General features: G+C 61.5%; 20 protein-coding genes. 10 read left to right on the top strand and 10 right to left on the bottom strand.

The window, feature by feature from the left end:
• Positions 1 to 113: 113 nt before the first annotated feature.
• The 5 genes from O4H62_RS23625 to O4H62_RS23645 all read left to right on the top strand — a co-directional run bounded on the left by O4H62_RS23625 (position 114) and on the right by O4H62_RS23645 (position 4,280).
• Positions 114 to 848 (top strand): N-acyl amino acid synthase FeeM domain-containing protein, encoded by a 735-nt coding sequence (locus tag O4H62_RS23625; RefSeq protein WP_269391336.1) that lies wholly within the window; start codon positions 114 to 116, stop codon positions 846 to 848.
• A gap of 147 nt (positions 849 to 995) precedes the next feature.
• The gene (locus tag O4H62_RS23630; RefSeq protein WP_269391337.1) at positions 996 to 1,220 is read left to right on the top strand and encodes an aa3-type cytochrome c oxidase subunit IV; all 225 of its coding nucleotides are present in this window, start codon (positions 996 to 998) and stop codon (positions 1,218 to 1,220) included.
• Between the two features lie 81 nt (positions 1,221 to 1,301).
• Positions 1,302 to 2,453: a Re/Si-specific NAD(P)(+) transhydrogenase subunit alpha gene (locus O4H62_RS23635; RefSeq protein ID WP_269391338.1), complete on the top strand. Its 1,152-nt coding sequence runs from the start codon at positions 1,302 to 1,304 to the stop codon at positions 2,451 to 2,453.
• The gene (locus O4H62_RS23640) at positions 2,453 to 2,872 is read left to right on the top strand and encodes an NAD(P) transhydrogenase subunit alpha (protein ID WP_007198918.1); all 420 of its coding nucleotides are present in this window, start codon (positions 2,453 to 2,455) and stop codon (positions 2,870 to 2,872) included. Before O4H62_RS23635 ends, O4H62_RS23640 begins: the two co-directional genes overlap by 1 nt.
• A 10-nt stretch (positions 2,873 to 2,882) precedes the next feature.
• Positions 2,883 to 4,280, top strand: coding sequence for an NAD(P)(+) transhydrogenase (Re/Si-specific) subunit beta (locus tag O4H62_RS23645; protein ID WP_269391339.1), 1,398 nt, complete (start codon positions 2,883 to 2,885; stop codon positions 4,278 to 4,280).
• 72 nt (positions 4,281 to 4,352) lie between these two features.
• Here the strand turns inward: O4H62_RS23645 and O4H62_RS23650 are convergent, their stop codons facing one another.
• The 3 genes from O4H62_RS23650 to rpsU all read right to left on the bottom strand — a co-directional run bounded on the left by O4H62_RS23650 (position 4,353) and on the right by rpsU (position 6,272).
• Positions 4,353 to 4,853 (bottom strand): DUF992 domain-containing protein, encoded by a 501-nt coding sequence (locus O4H62_RS23650; protein ID WP_269391340.1) that lies wholly within the window; start codon positions 4,851 to 4,853, stop codon positions 4,353 to 4,355.
• Between the two features lie 206 nt (positions 4,854 to 5,059).
• Positions 5,060 to 5,914 carry a tetratricopeptide repeat protein gene (locus tag O4H62_RS23655; RefSeq protein WP_269391341.1) on the bottom strand — a complete coding sequence of 285 codons (855 nt, stop codon included), beginning with the start codon at positions 5,912 to 5,914 and terminating at the stop codon, positions 5,060 to 5,062.
• A gap of 121 nt (positions 5,915 to 6,035) precedes the next feature.
• Positions 6,036 to 6,272, bottom strand: a complete 237-nt coding sequence (rpsU, locus tag O4H62_RS23660; protein WP_269391342.1) for a 30S ribosomal protein S21 — start codon at positions 6,270 to 6,272, stop codon at positions 6,036 to 6,038.
• A gap of 336 nt (positions 6,273 to 6,608) precedes the next feature.
• Here rpsU and O4H62_RS23665 point away from each other — a divergent pair, with 336 nt between their 5' ends.
• From O4H62_RS23665 to O4H62_RS23685, 5 genes are read left to right on the top strand one after another with little or no spacing between them, the layout of a single operon-like run.
• Complete coding sequence (locus O4H62_RS23665) at positions 6,609 to 7,862, top strand: sarcosine oxidase subunit beta (RefSeq protein WP_269391343.1); 1,254 nt, start codon at positions 6,609 to 6,611, stop codon at positions 7,860 to 7,862.
• Between the two features lie 10 nt (positions 7,863 to 7,872).
• Positions 7,873 to 8,229, top strand: coding sequence for a cupin domain-containing protein (locus tag O4H62_RS23670; protein ID WP_269391344.1), 357 nt, complete (start codon positions 7,873 to 7,875; stop codon positions 8,227 to 8,229).
• A gap of 14 nt (positions 8,230 to 8,243) precedes the next feature.
• Positions 8,244 to 8,567 (top strand): sarcosine oxidase subunit delta, encoded by a 324-nt coding sequence (locus tag O4H62_RS23675; RefSeq protein WP_269391345.1) that lies wholly within the window; start codon positions 8,244 to 8,246, stop codon positions 8,565 to 8,567.
• A complete protein-coding gene (locus O4H62_RS23680; RefSeq protein ID WP_269391346.1) occupies positions 8,564 to 11,560 on the top strand; it encodes a sarcosine oxidase subunit alpha in 2,997 nt (998 codons plus the stop codon). Before O4H62_RS23675 ends, O4H62_RS23680 begins: the two co-directional genes overlap by 4 nt.
• Complete coding sequence (locus O4H62_RS23685; RefSeq protein ID WP_269391347.1) at positions 11,553 to 12,107, top strand: sarcosine oxidase subunit gamma; 555 nt, start codon at positions 11,553 to 11,555, stop codon at positions 12,105 to 12,107. The genes O4H62_RS23680 and O4H62_RS23685 overlap by 8 nt, the downstream gene beginning before the upstream one ends.
• 52 nt (positions 12,108 to 12,159) lie before the next feature.
• Here O4H62_RS23685 and O4H62_RS23690 read toward each other — a convergent pair whose 3' ends face one another.
• From O4H62_RS23690 to O4H62_RS23720, 7 genes are all read right to left on the bottom strand, one after another.
• Complete coding sequence (locus O4H62_RS23690) at positions 12,160 to 12,633, bottom strand: MaoC family dehydratase (protein ID WP_430538512.1); 474 nt, start codon at positions 12,631 to 12,633, stop codon at positions 12,160 to 12,162.
• 123 nt (positions 12,634 to 12,756) lie between these two features.
• Positions 12,757 to 14,736, bottom strand: a complete 1,980-nt coding sequence (gene glgX, locus O4H62_RS23695) for a glycogen debranching protein GlgX (RefSeq protein WP_269391349.1) — start codon at positions 14,734 to 14,736, stop codon at positions 12,757 to 12,759.
• A complete protein-coding gene (locus O4H62_RS23700; RefSeq protein WP_269391350.1) occupies positions 14,736 to 16,364 on the bottom strand; it encodes an alpha-D-glucose phosphate-specific phosphoglucomutase in 1,629 nt (542 codons plus the stop codon). The genes glgX and O4H62_RS23700 overlap by 1 nt, the downstream gene beginning before the upstream one ends.
• Positions 16,361 to 17,809, bottom strand: coding sequence for a glycogen synthase GlgA (gene glgA / locus O4H62_RS23705; RefSeq protein WP_269391351.1), 1,449 nt, complete (start codon positions 17,807 to 17,809; stop codon positions 16,361 to 16,363). Before glgA ends, O4H62_RS23700 begins: the two co-directional genes overlap by 4 nt.
• Entirely contained in the window at positions 17,806 to 19,077 is a 1,272-nt protein-coding gene (gene glgC, locus O4H62_RS23710) for a glucose-1-phosphate adenylyltransferase (protein ID WP_269391352.1), read from the bottom strand. Before glgC ends, glgA begins: the two co-directional genes overlap by 4 nt.
• A gap of 30 nt (positions 19,078 to 19,107) precedes the next feature.
• The gene (gene glgB, locus O4H62_RS23715; protein WP_269391353.1) at positions 19,108 to 21,315 is read right to left on the bottom strand and encodes a 1,4-alpha-glucan branching protein GlgB; all 2,208 of its coding nucleotides are present in this window, start codon (positions 21,313 to 21,315) and stop codon (positions 19,108 to 19,110) included.
• On the bottom strand, positions 21,312 to 23,783 hold the full coding sequence (locus O4H62_RS23720; protein ID WP_269391354.1) for a glycogen/starch/alpha-glucan phosphorylase: 2,472 nt from the start codon (positions 23,781 to 23,783) through the stop codon (positions 21,312 to 21,314). The genes glgB and O4H62_RS23720 overlap by 4 nt, the downstream gene beginning before the upstream one ends.
• Positions 23,784 to 24,193 lie beyond the last annotated feature (410 nt).

A 24,193-nucleotide genomic window follows, 5' to 3' on the forward strand; every position in this document is an offset into this window, starting at 1 on the left:
GAGTTTGTTAACCTTAATAGATGGTTAACCGGTCTTTGGGGCCGGGGTGAGATTGATTAAGACAATTTTAACGATAAGCTTTCCTCGTACATCACGATGGAGACTTGTCAGCAATGGTCAGCGCCGCTCAGGGCAAAATCACAGGATTCAGCGCCAGCGTCATGCGCTTCCTTGAGAGCATCGAGTATCGCCGTGTCGACAACGCGGACGATCTCGAGGATGTTGCCCGCATCCGCTACAAGGCTTTCACCATGGTCGGGCTGGCGCCGCAGAACGGCGAGTTGCTGATTGACGATCTTGATTTCAAACCCAATGCGCATGTGATGGGCATCTTCTTCGATGAACAATTGGTGTCGACCATTCGCGTTCATCACGTGACAGCTACCCAACGCGACAGCGTGGCGGTGTCGCATTTTCCGGATGTGATGAACCCGTTGCTGGATGCCGGGCAGACATTCATCGACCCGGTCAGATTTGCGGCAGATCCGGATATCATGCGCGAGTATCCCGCGCTGCCCTACCTGACGCTCCGGGTCGCAACGATGGCGACAGACTACTTCCACACGGATTATTGCCTCTCGGTGATCAAGCCAAATCACCGGGCTTTCTACAAGCGCATCTTCAATTCACATCCGCTTGTCGAACCCCGATACTTCGCGAAATATGACAGCAATATCGAGCTGCACGCGTCCAATGCGCATGTCGAGCTGCAGAAGATCTATGACCGTTTTCCGTTCTTCAATTCCCAGCTGTGCGAGCGCCGGTTGATGTTTGCACCCCGGCAGGAATTGTACATGCCGCCGCTCACAATCCGGCCGACGGCGCGGTACGCACTCCAGCAAGCTTGAGGCGGGCAGCGGTTTGTCGGACGGGTTTGGGCTCGTCGCGGCGGCTCCGCCGATCGGTTTGCCACCGCCCTGTGACCTGATGTCCATTGCACAATGGCCGGGGTTTGTGTAATCCGTCCATGAATTGCCAAATTGGGGAGCTACAGTATGGCTGAACAGATGAACGGTCCTGTCGAAACCGGTGCTGCCATGGATTATTCCGAGCACGATAAAACCTACTCGATGTTTCTCGCCGGGGCGAAATACGGAACGATCGTGATCGTGGCCCTGCTGATCGCCATGGCAGTGTACTTCTTTACCGGCGCAGGCGCGATTGCCAGTATCCTGGCCTTTGTCGTTCTGAGCATTGGCGGCAGCATCCTCGCCCGTTGAACCGTTCGTAGCGTGTTGGTTACGGACTTTTCCTGATCCGTTTCGGCTCGTCTCATCCTGTTTCCCAGAGGAGGGGCTCTCGTGGGCGCCGTCGTTTTTATTGCCAAAGAATCCGATTCGCTTGAATCCCGCGTCGCTGCATCGCCGGAGACCGTGAAGAAAATGACCGCGCTCGGTCTGGAGGTCGTCGTCCAGAAAGGCGCCGGGGAGAAATCCCGGATTGCCGATGCGGATTTTGTCGCGGCGGGGGCGAAAGCCGGAACCGCGGCGGATGCGAAGAAGGCCGATGTCGTGCTTCGCGTGCGGCGGCCATCCGAAGCAGAAATCAAGTCCCTCAAGTCGGGAGCCATCGTGCTTGCGCAGATGGATCCGTACGGTAATGAAAAGGCGCTGGCAGCGCTCGCCAAGGCCGGTGTGACCGCCTTCGCCATGGAATTGATGCCGCGCATCACGCGCGCCCAATCAATGGACGTCCTGTCCTCGCAGGCGAACCTTGCCGGATACCAAGCCGTGATCGAAGCCTCACACAGCTTCGACCGTGCCATGCCGATGATGATGACCGCTGCAGGCACCGTGCCGGCTGCCAAGGTGTTCGTGATGGGAGCCGGTGTTGCCGGCTTGCAAGCGATCGCGACAGCCCGTCGTCTCGGCGCGGCCGTCTCGGCCACCGATGTGCGCCCGGCTGCCAAGGAGCAGGTTGCCTCGCTCGGGGCCAAGTTCATTGCCGTGGAAGACGATGAGTTCAAGGCCGCCGAAACGGCTGGTGGCTATGCCAAGGAAATGTCTAAGGAATACCAGGCCAAGCAGGCAGCGCTGGTCGCTGATCACATTGCCAAGCAGGACATCGTGATCACAACCGCGCTTATTCCCGGACGCCCGGCGCCGAAGCTGATTTCCCGCGACATGCTCAAGAGCATGCGTCTGGGGTCGGTGGCGGTTGATCTTGCGGTCGAGCGCGGCGGCAATATCGAGGGCTCCAAGCCGGGTGAAACGGTCACCGTCGATGGCGTCACGGTGATCGGCATTCTCAACATGCCGGGCCAGATTGCGGCGAGCGCCTCGCTTCTCTACGCCAAGAACCTGCTGACCTTCCTCGACACCATGATCGACAAGGAAACCAAAACGGTTTCGGTCAATCTTGAGGATGAACTGGTCAAGGCAACGGCGCTGACCCATGGCGGTGCAGTCATTCATCCCGCCTTCGGCGGCGAAGCAAGCAAGGGAGCAGCGTGATGGCAGGGTCCGTACTCGATACCGCTCTTGAAAATCTCGAGCAGGCAGTCAGCGCGGTCCGCGCGGCTGCGGAAAATGCCGGCCCGGCTGGCGATGGCGTGGCTGCGGCGGTGCATGCCGCCAGCGGCGGGGCGATCGACCCGTTCGTCTTCCGGCTGGCGATCTTCGTGCTGGCAATCTTCGTCGGCTATTACGTGGTCTGGTCGGTGACGCCGGCACTGCACACGCCGCTGATGGCGGTCACCAACGCGATTTCTTCGGTCATCGTCGTCGGCGCGCTGCTCGCCGTTGGTGCGTCGCTTTCGGGCTGGGCGACCGGGTTCGGGTTCGTCGCGCTGGTGCTTGCATCGGTCAATATCTTCGGCGGATTCCTCGTCACCCAGCGGATGCTGGCCATGTACAAGAAAAAAGAGAAGTGAGGGCCGGCTGATGTCAGAGAATTTTGCCGCATTCGCCTACCTCGTTTCGGGCGTTCTGTTCATCATGGCTCTGAGGGGCCTGTCACACCCGACCACAAGCCGGCAGGGCAATGCTTACGGCATGGCCGGCATGGCCATCGCCATCGTGACGACGCTGCTGCTGGCCAAGCCTTCGGCAGGCGGACTTGCGATGATCCTGGCCGGGCTTGTCATCGGCGGCGGTGCGGGCGCTTATATCGCGCGCAAGATCGCAATGACCTCAATGCCGCAGCTGGTTGCCGGGTTCCACAGCCTGGTTGGCCTCGCTGCTGTTCTCGTGGCGGCCGCAGCTCTTTACTCGCCGCACGCATTCGGAATCGGCGAAGTCGGCGAGATCCATGCGCAGGCGCTGATCGAAATGTCGCTGGGCGTCGCCATTGGCGCGATTACCTTCACCGGTTCGATCATCGCGTTCCTGAAGCTTGACGGCCGGATGTCGGGCAAACCGATCATGCTGCCGATGCGCCATGTCATCAATGCCGCCTTGCTGATCGGCATTGTCGTCCTGATCGGCGTGCTGGTTGCCACGGAAAGCTACACGGTGTTCTGGCTGATCGTCGTCCTGTCGCTGGTGCTGGGGGTTCTGCTGATCGTTCCGATCGGCGGCGCCGACATGCCGGTCGTGGTGTCGATGCTCAATTCCTATTCGGGTTGGGCGGCAGCCGGCATCGGCTTCACGCTTGGCAACCTCGCGCTGATCATCACCGGCGCACTGGTCGGCTCGTCGGGTGCCATTCTGTCCTACATCATGTGCAAGGGCATGAACCGCTCTTTCATCTCGGTCATCCTGGGCGGCTTTGGCGGTGAAACCGCGGCCGCGGGCGGTGACGATATCGACCGCAGCGTCAAGCTCGGTTCGGCCGATGATGCGGCCTTCCTGATGTCGAATGCCTCCAAGGTCATCATCGTGCCCGGTTACGGCATGGCCGTGGCCCAGGCACAGCACGCCGTGCGCGAACTCGCCGACAAGCTCAAGGAACAGGGTGTCGAGGTCAAATACGCCATTCACCCGGTGGCCGGCCGCATGCCTGGTCACATGAACGTCCTGCTGGCAGAAGCCAATGTGCCTTATGACGAGGTCTTCGAACTCGAGGACATCAACTCGGAATTTGCGCAGGCCGATGTGGCCTATGTCATCGGCGCCAATGATGTGACCAACCCTTCGGCCCGTGATGACAAGTCCTCGCCGATCTACGGAATGCCGATCCTCGATGTCGACAAGGCCCGCACCTGCCTGTTCGTGAAACGCTCGCTCGGATCGGGTTACGCCGGTATCGACAACACGCTTTTCTACAAGGACAGCACGATGATGCTGCTCGGCGATGCGAAGAAGATGACGGACGATATCGTCAAGGCCATGGAGCATTGATCTGATCGTCTCAGATTATGCAAAAAGGCCCGGGCGATACCCGGGCCTTTTTTGTCTCCTATGAAGTGACCGTCAGTCGGCGGTAGAGCGCAGCTGAAGTTCGGCAATGCCGACGGCGACGTTAACACCTTCCTGAGCCTGGACACTGACAGGCTGAAGCGAAATGGTGTCGTTGGACCCGCCAACCAGAATGTTGACACCTGCACCAGCCGCCGCCGTCGCCTCAGCGGAGACGCCGCGATAGTCGCCGGCGAGCGATCCGGCCTGATACTCATAATCCGTGGTCGGGGCGAGGACGACCCATTCGATCACCGTTGTGCCGGTCACGCCAATGTCGACGCCGAACTTGTTGATGACGCCAAAGTAGGCTTCCTTGGCGGCACTGTCGTTTGCAGGAGTGTATTCGCACGACAGATCCTTGGAGGAGCCGAAGATGAAGCCGCTGCCGCCTTCGACAACACATTCAAGCAGGCCCAGTTCGACGCTGTCGGCCTTTACGGGGACGGTTGCGGCGCTGAGCGCGACCGTTGCGACGAGTGCTGCAGCAGCAGTGATCTTGGTTTTGCCGATCATGTCTAACTCACTTTCATTTTCGTTGGTTCGGCATGACAACGTGGCGGACACTGAATCGTTCCGCGACTGCTGGGAAAGTGGAGATTTGGACCGTTCGCGCTTGGTGATGACTTATCGCGGGGCGTGAACCGGCATGCGCAACTGCAAGCAGGAAGCATCTGTCGAAGGGGGAATTCTGACGCGGGCGGGAAGCCCGCGGGCCCGGTTCAGCGGACGCGGGCCAGACCGTCGATTGCGGGACGATATTTCGGATCAAGCTGAGCGGCCCGCGCATAGGACTTGGCGGCACGCGCCTTGTCGCCGCGGCGCTCATAGATCAGCGCCTGGTTGGCCCAGGATTCCGCGATCCGCTGGTTGAGTTCAATGGCGCGGTTGAAATCGGCGAAAGCGTTGTCGTCGTCATTCAGCGCCACGTAGGAAATGCCCCGGCCATTATAGGGCTCGGGTGAATTCGGAGCCAGCGAAATGGCGGCCGAGAAATCCTCGATTGCCTGCGGATGCTGGTTCTGCAACTGCTTGATCAGCCCGCGGTTATGGTAGGCGCGCGGATCGGTTGTCTGAAGGCTGATGGCGCGATTGAAATCGGTCATCGCCTCGTTTGTCCTGCCGGCCTGGCGGTAAAGATTGCCTCGGCCGATGTAGGCCACGTCGTAGCGCGGATTGATCTTCAGCGCGCGATTGTAGTCATTTGCGGCTTCGACCAGATTGCCCATCGACCGGTGGATCAGGGCACGGTTGGCGTAGGCCTGATAGAAGGACGGGTTGAGCTGGATGGCGCGGTTGAAATCATCCAGGGCATCGCGGTACTTGCCGGACCTGCCATAGGCCGATCCGCGCACATTGTAGCCTTCCGGGTCACTGGGATTGCGCCGGATGACATCGGTCAGCGAGGCAATGTTTTCCTCGGTGCCCTGGGTGCGGTCGATGGAGATCGTGTCAACTGGTGTGGTGGTGTTGCAGCCGGCCAGCGAAATGCTCAAAGCCGATACCGCAGCCAGCAACAAGAAACGCGCACCTTTTGTGTGCCGCTCGTTTGTCTCAATAGCTGCAATCAACCGCATCGCTTGTGCCCCACCTGCTTTTCCGGGAGTATCCCGGTCCACCACACTGAAAAAGGCGGAGACGAATATTCGTCTCCGCCTCTCATTCATGCAACCCTAAAAGGGCGAAAAAACGGCTGGATCAGCGAGCAGGAGCCGCCGGGCGGCCACCACCGATAAGACCTTCGCGCTGGGCCCGCTTGCGGGCCAGCTTGCGGACGCGGCGAACGGCTTCGGCCTTCTCGCGAGCCCGCTTCTGCGACGGCTTCTCGTAAAAATCACGCATCTTCATTTCGCGGAAAATGCCTTCACGCTGCATTTTCTTCTTGAGAGCGCGGAGCGCCTGATCGACATTGTTATCGCGGACAAGTACCTGCACGTTGATCCCGTTCCTTCGAGTTTTCGGTTGGCTGAAGCAACCCTGGCAAACAAAAATTCCGTTCGTTCGGCCGAGGGCGTTACGATTGAGGTGGCAAATAACAGTTTCGAAGCCTCAAGTCCAGTCCCCGGCAACTTGACAATGCGCGTGCCGGCGTATTTTTCCTGCGCCTTGCAGATCATGCCGATTTCCGGGGTCTGGCCCGCATATCCAAGTGCGACAAAACGCACTGCGACATCAAGGGCCATCCGGAAGTCGCAAAAGAGCCGATGCGGAGCAGTTGAATTTGCTCTTGCTGGGATGAAGCATATCGAACCCGTTTGGAGCCAGACAGCTATGCGCAAGTATTCCGCTTTTGCCGTTGCCCGCGAGGCAATGCGTGGCCACAAGGGCTGGCCTGCGCAATGGACATCGCCCGAGCCGCGAAAAGACTATGACGTGATCATCGTCGGCGCCGGCGGACATGGTCTGGGGACAGCTTATTATCTGGCCAAGGAACACGGCATCACCAACATCGCCGTGATCGAAAAGGGCTGGCTTGGCGGCGGAAACACCGGACGCAACACCACCATCATCCGTTCCAACTATCTCTATGACGAGAGCGCCGGGCTTTACGACCATGCGCTCAAGCTGTGGGACGGGCTGTCGCAGGACCTCAATTACAACGTGATGTATTCGGCGCGCGGCGTGATGATGCTGGCGCACAATGTTCACGACACGCAGGTGTTCAAGCGGCATATCCACGCCAACCGGCTCAATGGCATCGACAATGAATGGCTCACGCCGGAAGAAGCCAAGGAATATTGCCCGCCGCTCAATATCAACCAGTCGGCACGCTATCCGGTGGTCGGCGCGGCGTTGCAGCGGCGGGGCGGCACCGCCCGCCACGATGCCGTGGCCTGGGGCTATGCGCGGGCTGCGGCCGACATGGGCGTTCACATCATCCAGAACTGCGAAGTGACCGGCGTCCGCCGCGCTGCCGACGGGTCTGTCTCCGGCGTCGATACCAGCCGCGGCTTCATAGGTGCGAGGAAAGTCGGTGTCGTTGCCGCGGGCCACACGTCGGTGATCATGGAAATGGCGGGCGTGCGCATGCCGCTCGAAAGCTACCCGCTGCAGGCGCTGGTGTCCGAGCCGGTCAAACCGGTCTTTCCCTGCGTGGTGATGTCCAACACGGTGCATGCCTATATCTCGCAGTCGGACAAGGGCGAGTTGGTGATCGGGGCCGGGACCGACCAGTACACATCCTATTCACAGACCGGCGGGCTGCACATTCTCAGCCACACGCTCGATGCCATCTGTGAGATGTTCCCGATGTTCACCCGGATGAAAATGCTGCGCTCCTGGGGCGGCATCGTCGATGTGACGCCGGACCGGTCGCCGATTCTCTCGAAAACCCCGGTGAAGGGGCTTTACGTGAATTGCGGCTGGGGCACCGGCGGCTTCAAGGCGACGCCGGGCTCGGCCAATGTCTTCGCGCATACGATCGCGCGCGATGAGCCGCACAAGATCAATGCCCCGTTTAATCTGGAGCGTTTCCGGACCGGGCGCCTGATCGACGAGGCTGCGGCCGCTGCCGTGGCGCATTGAGGCACGGACGATGAGCGAAAAACCCATCAATCTGGCCGAGAAGCTGTCGACCTTCAGCGACCTGTGGTCACCCAAGATCGTCGCCGGGTTCAATGGCCATGACGTGATGGTGGTCAAGGTGAATGGCGAGTTCAACTGGCACTCTCATCCCGACACCGACGATTTCTTCCTGGTGCTGTCCGGGCGGCTGACCATCCAGATGCGGGATGGCGATGTCATTCTGGAACCGGGCGAGATGTATGTGGTGCCGAAAGGTGTCGAGCATTGCCCGCGCGCCGACGAGGAGACCCATCTCGTCATCATAGAACCTGCCGGCACTCCCAACACCGGCGACCCTGAAACCGCCGTGATCAAAACCAAGATCTGACCAAGGACCAAGCGATGCTTCTGATCCATTGTCCCTACTGCCAGGAAGAAAGGCCCGAGCTCGAATTCCGCAACACGGGCGAGGCGCATATCGAACGGCCGAAAGACATCGCCGGGATTAGCGACGAGGAGTTCGAGAAATTCTTCTTCATTCGCGCCAATCCCAAGGGCGTTACCTATGAACGCTGGCGGCACATCCACGGCTGCGCCCGCTTCTTCAACGCGGTGCGCGATACGGTGAGCGACCGGTTTGTAACGACCTACAAGGCCGGAGAGCCCCGGGTTGAGGTGGAGCGCGGAGACGACGGTGTCCTGACCGTCAAGGGAGCGGCACAATGAGCGGCGCGAACCGGATCAAGGGCAAGGGCAGGCTGACGCCGGCGAAGACCTTGCGTTTCAAATTCGACAACAAGATCCTGACGGCTGTGCAAGGCGACACGCTGGCGTCGGCCTTGCTCGCCAATGGCATCCACCTGACCGGGAGGTCGTTCAAGTACCACCGGCCGCGCGGCATGCTTTCAGCCGGGCCGGAAGAGCCCAATGCGCTGATGGATGTCGGCCGCGATGCGGTGCGGCGGACACCGAACATCCGGGCAACCGTGCAGGAAGTCTATGACGGCATGCAGACCCGGTCGCAGAACCGCTGGCCGTCGCTCGCCTTCGATGTCGGCGGGCTCAACAACCTTGCCTCGCCGTTCTTCGCAGCCGGGTTCTACTACAAGACATTCATGTGGCCGAAAGCTGCCTGGAAGAAGATCTATGAACCGGTGATCAGGGCCGCAGCCGGCCTTGGCGTCTCGCCGACCGAACCGGACCCGGATCATTACTCCAACCATTTCGCCCATTGCGACGTGCTGGTGATCGGTGGCGGCGCTACTGGTCTGTCGGCAGCTCTTGCCGCGGCCCATGCCGGAGCAGAGGTGATCCTGTGCGACGAGCAGCCGGAGACCGGCGGCGCGTTTCATCACGAAACCGATGCGACAGTCGGCGGCCAGTCGGGGTGGGACTGGGCACAGAAGGTGACGGCCGAGCTTCGCGCCATGGACAATGTCCGGGTGCTGACACGAACCACGGCATTCGGATATCAGGCGCAAAACCATGTCGGCCTGGTCGAGCGTGTAACCGAGCATCTTGCCAATCCCGATCCGTCGCTGCCGCGCGAGCGGCTGTGGCAGGTCCGGGCCAGGCAGGTGGTCATCGCCACTGGCGCGATCGAGCGGCACATGGTGTTTGCCAACAACGACCGGCCCGGTATCATGCTGGCCTCGGCGGCGCGGACCTATCTCAATCATTTTGGAGTTACCGTCGGCGCCAAGGTCGGCGTCTACACCGCCTGCGATTCGGCCTGGTCGGCAGCTTTCGATCTCAAGCAGGCGGGTGTATCGATCCCGGCCATCGTCGATGTGCGCCCCGATCCCGATCCGGCGCTGGTGGCGCGGGCCAAGGAACTCGGCATCGAGGTTCTGGCTGGTCAGGCCGTGCTCGACACCTCGGGTAAACTCCGCGTCAAGTCGATGAAGGTCGGCAGGACTTCCGGCGGCTCGACGCGGGACATTCCGGTCGATGCGCTGATCATGTCCGCCGGCTGGACGCCCTCGGTGCACATGTATTCGCAATCGCGCGGCAAGGTGGTCTGGGACGAGGAAAGCCAGCGCTTCCTGCCGGGCCGCAATGTCCAGGATTGCGTCAGCGTCGGCGCCTGCAACGGAGATGACGATCTGGGCGACGCTATCGCCGCTGCTGCAAAGGCCGGTCATGAGGCCGCAATCGCTTCGGGATCGCAGGCCGGTGAAGCCTGGACCGCGCCGGACGCGGAAACCCAGACGTCCTGGGCCGGAAGCATGATGGGCTCGGCCGCCGGTGCCGGCGCCGACACGACGGTCAAGGCCTTCGTCGATTTCCAGAACGACGTGACCGCCAAGGACATCCGGCTTGCCGTGCGCGAAGGCATGCATTCGATCGAGCATGTCAAACGCTTCACCACCAACGGGATGGCCACCGATCAGGGCAAGACATCCAACATTCACGGCCTGGCAATCGCCGCCGAGATGCTCGACAAGCCCTTGCCCCAGGTGGGACTGACCACGTTCCGTTCTCCCTATACGCCGGTGACGTTCGGTGCGATCGTCAATCATTCGCGCGGAGACCTGTTCGATCCGACCCGCCGGACGCCGATGCATGGCTGGGAAGAAGCCCATGGCGCGGTGTTCGAGGATGTCGGCCAATGGAAGCGTGCCTGGTATTATCCGCGCGCGGGCGAGGACATGCATCAGGCGGTCAACCGCGAATGCCGGACCGTGCGCGACGTCGCCGGCATGTTCGACGCCACCACGCTCGGCAAGATCGAAGTGGTTGGTCCCGATGCGGCCCAGTTCCTCAATCTGATGTACACCAACAGCTGGGACAAGCTCGAGCCGGGACGCTGCAAATACGGCATCATGCTGCGCGAGGACGGCTTCATCTATGATGACGGCGTTGTCGGGCGGATGGCCGAGGACCGGTTCCATGTGACCACGACGACCGGCGGCGCGCCGCGGGTCATGCATCACATGGAAGACTATCTCCAGACCGAGTTCCCGCATCTCAAGGTGTGGCTCACATCGACGACCGAGCAATGGGCGGTGATTGCCGTGCAAGGACCGAAAGCTCGCGAGATCGTCGCACCGCTGGTGGAGGACATCGATATGTCCAACGAAGCGATGCCGCATATGAGCGTGCGCGTGGGCAAGATCTGCGGTGTGCCAACTCGGCTTTTCCGCATGTCGTTTACCGGTGAAGCCGGATACGAGGTCAACGTGCCGGCCGACTACGGCGAGGCTGTCTGGAAAGCGTTGTGGCAGCGGGCGGAAGCGCTTGGCGCCTGCGCCTACGGCACCGAGACCATGCACGTGCTTCGCGCCGAAAAGGGCTACATCATCGTCGGTCAGGACACCGATGGAACGGTGACGCCCGATGACGCCGGCTTGAACTGGGCTGTGGCGAAGAAGAAGCCGGACTTTGTCGGCATCCGCGGCATGAAGCGGCCGGATCTGGTCGCCAGCGGGCGCAAGCAGCTTGTCGGCCTGGCGACGAAGGATCCGGGCATCGTCCTGGAAGAGGGCGCGCAGATCGTTGCCGATCCGAACCAGACAGTGCCGATGACGATGATCGGGCATGTGACTTCGTCCTACTGGTCTGAAAACTGCGGCCGGTCTATCGCCATGGGCGTGGTCGTCGACGGGCGTGCGCTCATGGGCAAAACGCTCTACGTGCCAATGCCTGACAAGACGATCGAAGTTGAAGTCACCGATACCGTTTTCATCGACAAAGAGGGAGTGCGCCTGAATGGCTGATATCGCTCACGCCACCCGTACCGAACCGCTTGCCGGACGCATCGGCGGCGCGGCCGGCGTCGCCCTGACGCCAGCGGCCCCCGCAAACCGCGTTTCGCTTCGCGCGGACCCGGCTGATGCAAAGGCCTTGTCGAAAGCTCTCGGCCTTGAATTGCCGGTGACGCCGAAGGCATCCGCGCGCAATGATCACGGTCGCCTGGTCGCCTGGCTTGGTCCCGATGAGTGGTTGATCATTGATGAAAATGGCAATCCGCTGGCGGATCTCGAAAAGGTGACCGCGCTCCATTCCGCGGTCGACATATCCCATCGCAACACGGCCATCCTGGTCAGCGGCAAGGGTGCCCGGGCCACAGTGCAAAGCGGCTGTCCGCAGAACCTGAGCGACAAGGTATTTCCGGTCGGCTCGGCGACCCGAACCGTGATGGGAAAAATCGAGGTGGTGATCCTTCGCACCGCGGAAAACGAATTCCGGGTCGAATGCTGGCGCTCGTTTTCGGACTATGCTTTCGGCATGCTGTCGGAAGCCGCTAAGGATTGCCTGGCGTAACAGGGGATATCTGGCTGGTCTGCAGGTAAGGAGCACGCCTGCAGACACTCTCTCATGTCTGCGGCCAGACTTCTGGATCGAACTGAATGATGGTCAACCACGTGGCCGTCATGGCGGGCTTCTTCACGCCGTCGATCTCGATCGTCACCTCATAAGTCGTCATCATCCTGCCAGGACCGCGAAGCCTTGCCTCCTTGAGGAAGAACCGGCCGCGGATCCGGCCGTTGACGGGCACGGGCGCCATGAAGCGGATCTTGTTGAAACCGTAATTGATGCCGAAATTGGTTTCCTTCAGTTTGGGCACCGCATCAGAATGCATGGCCGACAGCATTGAAAGCGTCAGAAAGCCGTGGGCAATGGTTCCGCCGAAGGGGGATTCCGCCGCACGGACCGGATCAACGTGAATGAACTGGTGGTCGTCGGTGGCGTCGGCGAAAATGTCGATGCGCGATTGCGGTACGTCCATCCATTCGGACACACCGAGTTCGGTTCCGACGAGATCCTTGACCTCCGTTATTGAAATCATTCGCTGCACGTAAATCTCCCAGGTTCAGACGTGTGCCGGTTTTGCACTCAAAAGAGTGATACATCAATCGATGCATCAGCTTAATGAAATCAGAATTCACTGGAAATCATAGGCCTTTGGTCGTCAGCCGGGCATTTCCCGCCAGCAAACCACCGAACGGGGCGGGATCGCCTTCTCGATCGAGGCATGCGGGCTTGCGGGGAACCACAGGCCCGGCGAGCCGGGAAACACGCACCGGATTTCCCGGTGGCTGCGGTTGAATACCATCGTCAAGCGCCCACCCTCGGGGCCGAGCACCATCATGAACCCATCCCGGTTCGGGTCTTCCCAGTCCGCGGGTTTCATCGGATGCCCATCGGTGGTCAGCCACGACACCTGGTCGGGGACCGTCGATCCGTCACTGTCCTTCATGAATTGCAGCCGCATCAACAGCGGCGATTGGGCTCTCAGTTCGGCCCAGGCTTGCGTGAATTCCAGCCTGGCCTGATTGAGCTCATTCCAGTTGCGCCATGTAATCGCATTGTCCTGGGCGTAGGCATTGTTGTTGCCGCGCTGGCTGTGGCCGAATTCATCACCGGCGGTCAGGAGGATCGTGCCGCGGCTGGCAAACAGGGTGGCGATCAGGGCCCTGGCATCGGCTTCGCGCGAGGCAAGGATCGTCGGATCATCGGTTGGGCCTTCCGTGCCGTTGTTCCAGGAATGATTGGCGTCATGCCCATCGCGGTTGTCCTCGCCGTTTGCCTCGTTGTGCTTTTCCTCAAAGGACACAAGGTCGCCGAGCGGGAAACCATCATGCGCGGCAACGAAGTTGACGCTGCGGGTCCATGTGCCGCCACCTTTGGCGAAGATATCGGAGGAACCGGAAAGCCGCGTCGCCAGGGCGCCGGTCATGGCGCTGTCGCCACGCCAGAAGCGGCGGATGTCATCGCGTGCATGATCGTTCCACTCGAGCCACGGCGGTCCGAAATTGCCAAGCTGATAGCCACCCGGACCGATGTCCCAGGGTTCGGCAATCAGCACCCGGTCATGCAGGACGGCATCATCGACGATGAGGTGCAGCAGTGTGGCTTCGGAGGAAAAGCCATTCGCGTCGCGGCCGAGGATCGGGGCCAGATCAAAGCGGAACCCGTCGATACCGGCCTGTGTCACGAAATGCCGCATCGCGGTGAGGACCAGTTCCTGGACCTCCGGCCGGTCACAGGCCAGCGTGTTGCCGCAGCCGGTGTCATTGACAAGCGTACCCGGAGTATGACGGTCGTGGCGGTAATAGGTGGCGTTGCCCAGCCCGCGCAACGACAGGGTCGGGCCATGAACATCGCTTTCGCCGGTGTGGTTGAAAACCACATCAAGAATGACACCGATACCGGCTGCATGCAGGGCCTCGACGGCGTGGCGCAGGTCGGCAATGCCGCCTGGAGCGAGACGCGGATCGAGCGCAAGCATGGTCACCGGATTGTAGCCCCAGGCATTGGTCAACCCGAGCGGCGGCAGGTGCCGCTCGTCGATCCATGCGGTGATGGGCATCAGTTCGACGGCGCTGACATGAAGCTTGCTGAGATGATTGATAATCGAAGGATGCGCCAGTGCCCGGATGGTTCCCCTGTCCTCTTCGGGCACGTCGGGGTGAAGCATCGTGAAGGCGCGAACCGGTATCTCGTAGATCAGTCCGCCGGATCGAAACAGCGGACGGTCCGGATTGAGCGGTGGCTGCGGTGCCTCCAGAACGGCTTTCGGAACGATACTTCGGGTATCGTCGCCGAATTCCGCCAGACGGGGGGCATAGGAGAAGGGCCGGTCAATCCTCGTGGCGTAGGGATCGACGAGCAGCTTGGCGGGATCGAAGCGGTGGCCGGCTTCGGGCTGCCAGGGACCGTCGGCGCGAAGGCCGTAGCGGGCGCCGGCCTGAAGCCCCTCGACAAAAGTGGTGAATGTTCCGCCATCGTCCGGGGCCATGTCGTGACGGGCGATCTCGCGATCCGACCGGTCAAACAGGCAGAGCGTGACCGAAGACGCCCTGGGTGCCCGCACGACAAAATGTGCGCCGTTGGCCGTCAGTTCAGCGCCGGGTTTGCCGGGCAGTCCGGAATCGGGAAGCCTGATCATCAGGTGATGACGGTCGGAGCGTCCCGCCCGGTTCGCCTGGTTATTTCGGCGAGCTCCTGCGCCGCGGCGATCAGGGGCGCCAGGGCAGCCTGCGTGTCCTGGTCGTGGCGGGCGGGATCGGGCTCATAGCGCTCCATATAGATCCGCAATGTCGCGCCGGAGGTGCCGGTTCCCGAAAGCCTGAAGACCAGCCGCGATCCGCCCTGGAAGAAGATGCGGATCCCCTGATTGCGGCTGACCGAGCCGTCGACCGGGTCGTGATAGGTGAAGCTGTCGGCCTTTTCGATCGTCAGCGATCCGGTCTGAACGCCTGCGAGGCGATCGAGTTTTCCTTCAAGCCCTGCCATCAGCTGGTTGGCGCTGTCGGTGTCGATGGCCTCGTAGTCGTGCCGCGAATAATAGGTCCGGCCATATTCGGCCCAATGGTCCTGAACGATTTCCATCATGCTCTGGCCGCGTACAGCGAGTATGTTGAGCCACAGCAGCACCGCCCAGAGACCATCCTTTTCGCGGACATGGTCGGAGCCGGTGCCGGCGCTTTCCTCGCCGCAGATGGTGCAGCGTCCGGCATCGAGAAGATTGCCGAAGAACTTCCACCCCGTTGGTGTCTCGTGCATCTCGACGCCGAGCTTTGCGGCGACCCGGTCGGCGGCGGCGCTGGTCGGCATGGAGCGGGCGATGCCCTTGAGGCCTGCCTTGTAGCCCGGCGCGAGGTGAGCGTTGGCAGCCAACATCGCAAGCGAATCCGACGGGGTGACGAATATGCCCTTGCCGATGATCAGGTTGCGGTCGCCGTCGCCGTCCGAAGCGGCGCCGAAATCGGGCGCATCGGGTCCCATCATAAGGTCGTAGAGTGCCTTGGCGTGAACCAGGTTCGGGTCGGGGTGATGGCCGCCAAAATCCTCTAGTGGCGTTGCGTTGAAGACCAGGGCTGGATCCACGCCCAGGCGCCGCACCAGGATCTCGCTTGCATAAGGGCCGGTCACCGCGTGCATGGCGTCGAAGGCTACGCTGAATCCGCCCGAGACGAGCGTGCGGATGGCGTCGAAATCGAACAGGGTCTCCATCAGTTCCGCGTAATCGGCGACGGGGTCGACGACCTCGATTGTCATGCCGCCCGCTTCGAAGGCTCCGATCCGGTCGAGATCCACATCGGCGAAATCGGCGATCTTGTAGTGATCGATCACCTGGGACCGGGCATAGATCGCCTCGGTGATTTTCTCGGGCGCGGGACCGCCGTTGGAAATGTTGTACTTGATGCCGAAATCCTCGGTCGGGCCGCCGGGATTGTGGCTTGCTGACAGGATCAGACCGCCAAAGGCCTGACGCTTGCGGATCAGGTGCGATGCCGCCGGTGTCGACAGGATCCCTCCCTGGCCAACCAGAACGCGGCCGAAGCCGTTGGCCGCCGCCATGCGAATGGCTGTCTGGATGACCTCGCGATTGTAGAACCGGCCGTCGCCGCCGATGACCAGCGACTTGCCCTCAAACCCGTCGAGGCTGTCGAAGATCGACTGGATGAAGGCTTCCGAATATCCGGGCTGCCGGAACACCGGAACCTTCTTGCGGAGCCCGGATGTGCCGGGTTTCTGGTCGGGGAAGGGGCTGACGGATACTGTCCGGTTCATGTGTCGCTCTTTGCATTGAGAAGTTCGGTATAAAGGCTCGCGTAGCGCTGGGCGCTGCGCTCCCAGGAGACGTCCGCTTTCATGCCCTGGGTCTGCATTTGAGCCCATACCTTGGGTTCGGCAAAGGCCCGGATGGCGCGGCGCAGGGCTTCACGCAAGGCATCGTGCGTGACCGGCGAGAACTGGAAGCCGGTCGCCACCCCGGCGGCGCTGGCGGCCTCGTTGGCGTCGATGATCGTGTCGGCAAGGCCGCCGGTGCGGGCAACCACCGGGACGTTGCCATAGCGCAGCCCGTAGAGCTGGGTCAGTCCGCAGGGTTCGAACCGTGACGGGACGAGGATCACATCACCGCCGGCCTGCATAAGGTGGGACAGAGGTTCATTGTAGCCGATGACCAGACCTATGTCGCCGGGATGCCGTTCTGCGGCTGACTGCAGGGCAGATTCCAGAATCTTGTCGCCGGATCCGAGCACCGCCAGCCGCCCGCCCATGGCGACAATTTCGTCGGCCACGTCGGTGAGCACGTCGATGCCCTTCTGCCAGGTCAGCCGGCTGACGACGGTGAAGACCGGCTTGCCGGTGTCCCCGAATCCGAAATAGTCGGCAAGAGCCTTCCTGTTGACCTGACGTTTCTTCGGTTTGGCGAGACTGTAGTTTGCGGCGATCATCTTGTCCGTCGCCGGATCCCACACTTCGGTATCAATGCCGTTGACGATGCCGTGCAGGCTGTCGGCGCGGGCGTTGATCAGGCCGTCCAGGCCCATGCCGAATTCGGGCGTGCGGATTTCCTGCGCATAGGTCGGGCTGACGGTGGTGATGGCTGTCGCCATCTGCAACCCGCCCTTGAGAAAGCTGACATCGCCATAATACTCGACACCATCGACCGAGAATACGGTCTGCGGGAGGCCGAGCTCGGGGAAAATGTCGGGTCCGAACTGCCCTTGAAAGGCGATGTTGTGAATGGTCATCACCGTCGGCGTGTGTGCGGCCTTGCCCTGCTTTATGTAGACAGGCGTCAGGCCTGCCTGCCAGTCATGGGCATGGACAATGTCGGGCGTCCAGTCGTCAATGGCGCCTTCGGCGATGTTGGCTGCGGCGCGGCTCAGTGCCGCGAACCGGAGCCAGTTGTCGGGATGGTCGGCATTGGCGGCATCGGTGTAGGGCCCACCCGCGCGGTCGAACAGGTCGGGCGCGTCAAGAACCAGATAATCCACGCCGTCAATCGTGCTCGCAAGGATCGTGGCGCTGATGCCAAGAAGGTCGTCAAACCTGACCAGGGGTGCGGGATTGCGAAGCTTTGCCATGACCTGCTGGTAGCCTGGAAGCAGCACCCGCATGTCGACGCCATGCGTCGACAGGGCCGCGGGCAGGGCGCCGGCGACATCAGCCAGCCCGCCGGTCTTGATCAGCGGATACACCTCCGAGGCGACAGAAAGAACCCTCATTCGTAGATCAACCCCGCGCGGTCGAGCATGTCCTGTGTGATCAGGCAGATGCCTGACGCGGTCCGGCGGAAGCGGCTTGCATCCAGTTCCGGGTCTTCACCAACAACCAGGCCGGCAGGGATCTTGACGCCCCGGTCAATCACCACCTTGGACAGGCTGGCATGGCGTCCGATCACGCATTCTGGCAGGACAACGGCTTCGTTCAGCTTGGAGTAGGACCGGCACAGAACGCCGGAAAACAGCAGGGAGCGGTGCAGTTCAGAACCGGAGATGATGCAGTCTCCCGACACCAGCGAGGACAATGCCATGCCGCGCCGGCCCTCTTCATTGTGGACGAACTTTGCAGGCGGCCGGATCTCTGCATAGGTCCAGATCGGCCATGAACGGTCATAGAGGTCAAGTTCGGGCAGAATGTCGGTGAGATCGATGTTTGCCTGCCAGTAGGCATCGACGGTGCCGACATCGCGCCAGTAGGCTTCCTTCTCGGGCGTTTCGCGAACACAAGATTCTGCAAACCTGTGCGCCACTGCTTTGCCGTTTGCTACGATGTAGGGAATGATGTCCTTGCCGAAATCGCGGCTCGAACCGGGCGCCTGCGCGTCCCGGCGCAATTCGTCCATCAGGAAGTCGGTGTTGAAAACGTAGATCCCCATCGATGCGAGCGACATCTCGGGCTTGTCCGGCATGCCCGGAGGATCGGCGGGCTTTTCAACGAAGTCGATGATCTGGTCCATGTCGTTGATATGCATGACCCCGAAACCGGTCGCCTCCATGCGCGGCACCTCGAGGCAGCCAACGGTGACATCGGCGCCTGAATTGACGTGCTGCTGCAACATCAATTCATAGTCCATCTTGTAGATGTGGTCGCCTGCCAGGATGACCATGAACTTCGGTCCATAATCCTCGATGATGTCGATGTTCTGAAACACCGCATCGGCGGTGCCGGCATACCATTGGGTTTCCGACACGCGCTGGCTGGCCGGAAGGATGTCGAAACTCTCGTTCCGTTCCGGTCGCAGAAAGTTCCAGCCGCGCTGCAGGTGCCTGATCAGCGAATGCGCCTTGTACTGGGTGGCGACGCCGATGCGGCGGATGCCGGAGTTGAGCGCGTTGGAAAGCGCAAAGTCGATGATGCGGGTCTTGCCGCCGAAATAGACCGCAGGCTTGGCACGGCGGTCGGTGAGTTCCATCAGGCGGCTTCCACGGCCGCCTGCCAGGACATAGGCCATGGCGTCACGCGCCAGCGGCTGAACCCGTTTCTGCTCCATTCTAACCTCCCCTTTTAGCCTTGGCCCGGCTCATGCGGGCGTGAACATCATTGTCGCCAAAGGCGGCAACGTCAGTTCCGCGATGACACGATCACCCTCCACCCGTGTCATCACCTCACCGAGGTTGCCCTTGCCGGACCCACCGTAAACAGTGGAATCCGAATTGAAAATCTCAAGCCAGACACCGTCTTGCGGCATGGGAACCCGGTAGCCGGTCAGCACATTGGGCGTGAAGTTCGACACCAAGATGACCGGCTTGTCTCCGGGCGAACGGCGGACCCAGGCAAAGACCGAGTTCGCCGAGTCATCTGCGACAAGCCACTCGAAGCCTTCCGGCTCGCAATCGCGCGCATGGAGCGCGGGTGTCTTGGCGTAAAGCCGGTTGAGGTCGCGCACCAGGTCCTGCATGCCGTGATGGCGCGGGTCGTCGAGATGATCCCAGTCGAGCGAACGCGCCTCGCTCCATTCGCCGCGCTGGGCGAATTCCTGGCCCATGAACAGCAGCTTCTTGCCCGGATAGCCCCACATGAATCCGTAATAGGCTCTGAGGCTGGCAAATTTCTGCCACTCGTCACCAGCCATCTTGTTGAGCATCGAGCCCTTGCCGTGCACCACTTCATCGTGGGAAATCGGCAGCACGAAGTTCTCCGAGAAGGCGTAGAGCAGGCCGAAGGTCATGTCGGCATGGTGGTGCTTGCGGTATATCGGGTCGCGCTGCATGTAGGACAGCGTGTCATGCATGAAGCCCATGTTCCACTTGAAGCCGAAGCCGAGGCCTCCCTCGTAAACCGGAGCGGAAACCTTGGGCCAGGATGTCGACTCCTCGGCGATGGTGACGATGCCGGGATGGTTTCCGTAAACCGCCTTGTTCATGCGCTTGAGAAACTCGACCGCGTCGAGGTTTTCCCGTCCGCCATCCTTGTTGGGGATCCACTCACCTTCCTTGCGCGAATAATCGAGGTAGAGCATCGAGGCGACCGCATCCACCCTGAGGCCGTCGACATGATAGGTCTCGGCCCAGAACAGCGCGTTGTTGACGAGGAACGACGACACTTCCCGGCGGCCGAAATTGTAGATCGCCGTGTTCCAGTCGGGGTGAAATCCCTGGCGCGGATCGGCATGCTCGTACAATGCGGTGCCATCGAACCGCGCGAGCCCGTGCTCGTCGGTCGGAAAATGCGCAGGCACCCAGTCGAGGATGACGCCAAGGCCCACCTGGTGAGCGCCATCGACAAAGCGTGCAAAGCCCTCGGGTTCGCCGAACCTTGCTGAGGGGGCATAGAGCCCGGTGGTCTGGTACCCCCAGGAGGGGTCATAGGGGTGCTCGGAGACCGGCAGGAACTCGATGTGGGTGAAGCCCATTTCGACGCAGTAGGGGATCAGTTCGTCGGCCAGTTGGTCCCATGACAGGAAAGAGCCGTCGGACTGCCTGCGCCAGGATCCTGGGTGCACCTCGTAGATCGACATGGGCTGGCGGCGCGCATCGACCTTGCTCCAATGCGCGCGGTGGGCGCTGTCGCCCCAGTCATGATCGAGGTTGGACGCCACGATCGAAGCTGTCGCCGGGCGCAGCTCGGCGCGGCGGGCATAAGGATCGGCCTTGAGCGGCAGTCGCTCGCCATTCGGACCGATGATCTCATACTTGTAGGCGGCGCCGGGCTTCACGCCGGGGGCGAAGATTTCCCAGATCCCGACGTCGGCGCGCAGGCGCATGACATGGCGGCGGCCATCCCAATCGTTGAAATCGCCAACCACCGACACCCGGCGGGCATTCGGCGCCCAGACGGCAAAATGCACGCCGTCCGTGCCTTCGTGCCGGATGGGAAGAGCCCCCATCTTGTCGAACAGGCGCAGATGCGAGCCTTCGGCGATGAAATAGTCATCCATCGGGCCAAGAACCGGCCCGTAGGAATAGGGATCGTCGATTTCCCAGGCACCGACGGAATTGGTCGCGGCGTAGCGCAATGGCTGACGCTCCCGGATGGCGAGACGTCCCTCGAACAGGCCAGCCACCGCGCCGGGCTGGAGCTGGCCCACCGGCCGGCCATCAAGGGTCAATGCCTGGACATCGTCGGCGCCTGGAACAAATGCGCGGGCGAGGAATCCCCCTTGGAATTCCTGGACTCCGAGAACAGAAAAAGGGTTTCCATGCGCTCCGGAAGCGATCGCTTCTGCTTCTTCTGCCGGGAGGCGGGGCACCTTTGTTCCGGCACCTGGCACGGTTCCCTTTTGGGTCATGGGCCGGCTTTCCAAATTTCCTTTGCATACTGGCGGATGGTGCGGTCCGAGGAGAACCATCCCACACGCGCGGTATTGAGGATAGTACGGCCATACCAAGCCTCTTCGTCAACCCACAAACTGTCAACCTGGCGCTGCGCTCTGGCATAGGCATCGAAATCGGCCGCCACCATGAACCAGTCATGATCATAAAGTCCGGCAATCAGATCGCTGTAGCGGCCGCGGTCATCCGGGCTGAATACACCCGAGGCGATGGCGGTCAGCGCCTGCGACAGTTCCGGCGAGGCTTCGATGATGCCGCGTGGATTGTGGCCCGTGGCGCGCCGATCGGCCACTTCCGCGGCGGTCAGGCCGAAAATGACGATGTTGTCGTCGCCGACGCACTCCTTGATCTCGACATTGGCGCCATCGAGCGTGCCGATGGTCAGCGCGCCGTTGAGCGCGAATTTCATGTTGCCGGTTCCTGACGCTTCCATCCCCGCAGTCGAAATCTGCTCGGACAGGTCGGCGGCCGGCACCATGATTTCGGCCAGCGAGACATTGTAGTTGGGAACGAATGCGATCTTCAGCAGGCCGCGCACGGATGGATCATTGTTGATCACCCGGGCGACGTCATTGGCAAGCTTGATGATCAGCTTGGCGTTGTGGTAGCTCGGCGCCGCCTTGCCGGCGAAGAACTTCACCCTGGGCGTCCAGTCGCGTTCGGGGTGCGAGCGCATCTGGTCATAGAGAGCCACGGCCTCGATGATGTTGAGCAATTGCCGCTTGTATTCGTGGATCCGCTTGATCTGGATATCGAACATCGCAGAGGGATCGACCCTGATGCCCATGCGGCGGGCAACCAGATTGGACAGCCGTCCCTTGTTGGCGCGTTTGACCGCAGCAAAGCGGGCGCGGAAGCTGGCATCGCCGGCAAACGCGTCCAATGCCGAGAGCGCTTCCGCGTCATCCATGAATTCGTCGCCGATCGCTTCCCGGATCAGCGAAAACAGTTCCGGATTGCACTGCATCAGCCAGCGGCGCGGCGTGATGCCGTTGGTCTTGTTGTTGATGCGGTCCGGGTAGAGGCCATGCAGATCGGAAAACACGGTCTGCTTCATCAGGTCGGTATGAAGGGCGGAGACACCATTGATCGAGTGGGAGCCGATGAAGGCGAGGTTGCCCATTCGCACGCGGCGCTCGCCACCTTCGTCGATCAGGGAGACCGAACGGATCTGGTCCTCGTCATAGCCGCGGTCCTTCCGCGCCTGGCGCAGAACCTTGGCATTGATGGCATAGATCAGCTGCATGTGCCGCGGCAGCAACCGCTCGAACAACGGCACCGGCCAGCTTTCCAGCGCTTCGGGGAGCAGCGTGTGGTTGGTGTAGCTGAAGGTCTTGCGGGTTATGTCCCAGGCGGGATCGAATTCCATGCGATGGACGTCGATCAGCAGCCGCATCAGTTCGGCCACGGACACGGCTGGATGGGTGTCGTTGAGCTGGATCGCCACCTTGTCGGGCAGGGTGCGCAGATCGCCATACTGCTGCAGGTGGCGGCGCAGGATGTCCTGCAGCGAGGCGGAGGAGAAGAAATACTCCTGGCGCAAGCGCAATTCCTGGCCGGCAGGGGTCTGGTCGGCGGGGTAGAGTACACGGGCGAGAGCCTCGGCCTTGTTGCTCTCGCGCAACGCGCCGATGTGGTCGCCGGCGTTGAAGGCGTCGAGCAGGATCGGGTCGATCGGCTGAGCGGTCCATAGCCGGAGCGTGTTGACCCGCTTGGCGCGCCATCCGACCACCGGCGTGTCGTAGGCGACGGCCATCATCCGCTCCTGCGGCTTCCAGATGCAGCGCTGGGTCTCGTCCGAGCCGTTGCCGATGGTGTCGACCGATCCGCCAAAGCCGATTTCATAGGCGGCTTCGTGGCGGGGGAACTCCCAGGGGTTGCCGCGGCTGAGCCAGGTTTCGGGCAGTTCGACCTGCCAGCCGTCGCTCATCTGCTGCTTGAACAGGCCGTGGACATAGCGGATGCCGTAGCCATAGGCGGGTATGTCGACGGTCGCCATCGATTCCATGAAACAGGCTGCGAGGCGGCCAAGCCCGCCATTGCCCAGTGCCGCGTCAGGCTCCAGCGCCGCAACCGCGTCGAAATCGACACCGAGCGACTGCAGAGCCTCGTGCACTTCCTCAAGCATCTCGAGATTGGACACGGCGTCGCGCGTCAGCCGCCCGATCAGGAATTCGAGCGACAGGTAGTAGACCCGCTTGGAGCCGTCTTCGTAGGTCTTGCGGGTGGATGCCATCCAGCGGTCGATGACCCGGTCGCGGATCACCAGAATGGTTGCGGTCATCCAGTCATGCGGCTTGGCGACCTTGGCGTCCTTGCCGATCGAATAGGTCAGCCGCGCGATGATGTCGGCAGCGAGGGTGGCGGAATCACCGGGGCGCGGTGCGGGAGCAGGAAGATCGGCAATGGCGGATTTGGATATCATCGGATGTCCCATTCAGCTTGGGCGTTGGACGCCGCATGATTCCTCCCACAGAGGGGCATCATGAGGGTACTTGGCGCTGCAAGCAATGAATGATTTTTTCGCGAATATCCAGAATTTAAATCCATTAGATTGACAGTTTCGGGCGGATGCCGCCAATCTAGGACCCGTGTGCCCGGCGTTCCTGCCAGCTGATCCCGTGTCAGGCAGGCATGGCCGGCAGAACGCCACCGGGCGCTCCTTCCGTCTGGTCGACAGACAGGTGTCCTGGGGCTATGCGCTTTAAAAATGCCGGCCTGAACGGCGCGGTCGGCGTAGAAATGCAGACGGCCTGCCGTTTCAGAAGCCTGCGCCGGGGGCGATGCTTGCCATGTTCTTGAGCGATGCGGTGAGGTTCTGCTTGCCGCCCTTGT

Source organism: Parahoeflea alexandrii (assembly GCF_027214025.1).
GTDB classification, from domain to species: Bacteria; Pseudomonadota; Alphaproteobacteria; order Rhizobiales; family Rhizobiaceae; genus Hoeflea; species Hoeflea alexandrii_A.